At 62.5% G+C, this 1,615-nt stretch carries 2 protein-coding genes; one reads left to right on the top strand and one right to left on the bottom strand.

What is annotated here, in order from left to right; all coding sequences use genetic code 11:
* The coding region (gene rlmN, locus ACEW8G_RS01770; RefSeq protein ID WP_373486732.1) for a 23S rRNA (adenine(2503)-C(2))-methyltransferase RlmN at window positions 1-892 on the top strand (892 nt) is incomplete at its 5' end.
* 9 nt (window positions 893-901) lie between these two features.
* On the opposite strand, the gene ACEW8G_RS01765 is transcribed toward rlmN, so the two are convergent.
* Window positions 902-1,615 (bottom strand): NAD-binding protein (locus ACEW8G_RS01765; RefSeq protein ID WP_373486731.1); only part of this gene is annotated, 714 nt, incomplete at its 5' end.

The following is a 1,615-nucleotide window of genomic DNA, read 5'->3' as shown; positions in this document are numbered from 1 at the left end:
GGACTACGAGATGGTTTTCATCCCCGATGCAGATCGCGGCACCTTGTGTGTCTCCAGCCAGATCGGCTGCACGCTCAACTGCCGCTTCTGCCACACCGGCACGATGCGGCTGGTGCGCAACCTGACGCCGGGCGAGATCGTCGGCCAGGTGATGCTGGCGCGCGATGCGCTCGGCGAATGGCCGAAGGGTGCAATGGACCAGCTGGAGCACGAGGAAGACGCCGCTGCGTACACCTCCGACGGGCGTCTTTTGACCAACATCGTGATGATGGGCATGGGCGAGCCGCTCTACAATTTTGATAATGTCCGCGACGCGCTCAAAATCGTGATGCACGGCGATGGCTTGGCCCTCTCCAAACGGCGGATCACGCTGTCGACCAGCGGCGTGGTGCCGATGATGGCGCGCTGCGGCGAGGAAATCGGGGTTAACCTTGCGGTCTCGCTGCACGCGGTGACCAAAGAGGTGCGCGACGAGATCGTACCGATCAACCGCAAATACGGGCTGGAAGACCTGCTGCAGGCGTGTTCAGATTATCCCGGTGCCAGCAACGCGCGGCGCATTACTTTCGAATATGTGATGCTCAAGGACAAGAACGACAGCGACGAGGATGCGCGCGAGCTGGTGCGGCTGCTCAAATTTTATGACCTGCCCGCCAAGGTGAACCTGATCCCGTTCAACCCCTGGCCCGGCGCAATCTATGAATGCTCTGCCCCGGAGCGGATCACGCGCTTTTCCAACATCGTGTTTGAAGGCGGCATCAGCGCGCCGGTGCGCACCCCGCGCGGCCGCGACATCATGGCCGCGTGCGGTCAGCTCAAATCCGCGTCAGAAAAGAAGAGCCGCGCTGAGCTGGACCGGCTGGCTGAGGAAAAACAGGCGGCCCTGGGCTGATCTTCCTCGTCAGCTGACCGCCGTCTCGCCCGATTTAAGCGCTGGTTTCTCGTCGAGCTCGCCTTCCTTCATGATCTGCCTGCGCATCTTGTCGCGCTTGTCGTGGATCGAGGCGATGACGTGACCCATCGCCACACCCAGATCAACGAGCAGCGCTTCTGACAGTTGCAGCGAGCTTTCCAGCGCCTCAGGAACCGCCAGCGTAGCGCCTGCACGATAGAGTTCCGCCGCATGTGAGCTGTCACGCGCGCGCGCGATGATGGTGAGTTCGGGCACCCAGCCATGCACCCGGCGCACGATCTGCACCGCCAGCACCGGATCGTCCATCGTCAGGATGAGCGCGCGGGCATGGCCAAGCCGCATCCGGTCGAGCAGTTCGGACCGCGCGACATCACCGTAAATGATCGGCACGCCCCGTCGCCGCGCCGCCATCACCACATCGACATTCGATTCCACCGCCACGAAAGGCTGGTCATGGGCCTTGAGCATATCGGCGATAATCTCGCCCACCCGGCCATAGCCAAAAATAACGGTGCGATCATTGGCGATATCCGACTGATCGATGGGCGCGGCATCGCTGGCGCGCATTTCCAGCTGGCGGGCGATGGAGTGGCCCAGCTTGGCCAACAGCGGCGTGATCGTGAGGCCGATGGCGGTCACAATCTGCCAGAATTGCGCGGTCGATGCCTGGATAAGCTGCGCCTGCACTGCAGCAGCGAGCAC

It is taken from the genome of Blastomonas sp., assembly GCF_041747255.1.
In the GTDB taxonomy this organism is placed as follows: domain Bacteria; phylum Pseudomonadota; class Alphaproteobacteria; order Sphingomonadales; family Sphingomonadaceae; genus Blastomonas.
Note: the sequence above shows the minus strand (reverse complement) of the source record. Positions and strands in the feature narration are given on the sequence as shown.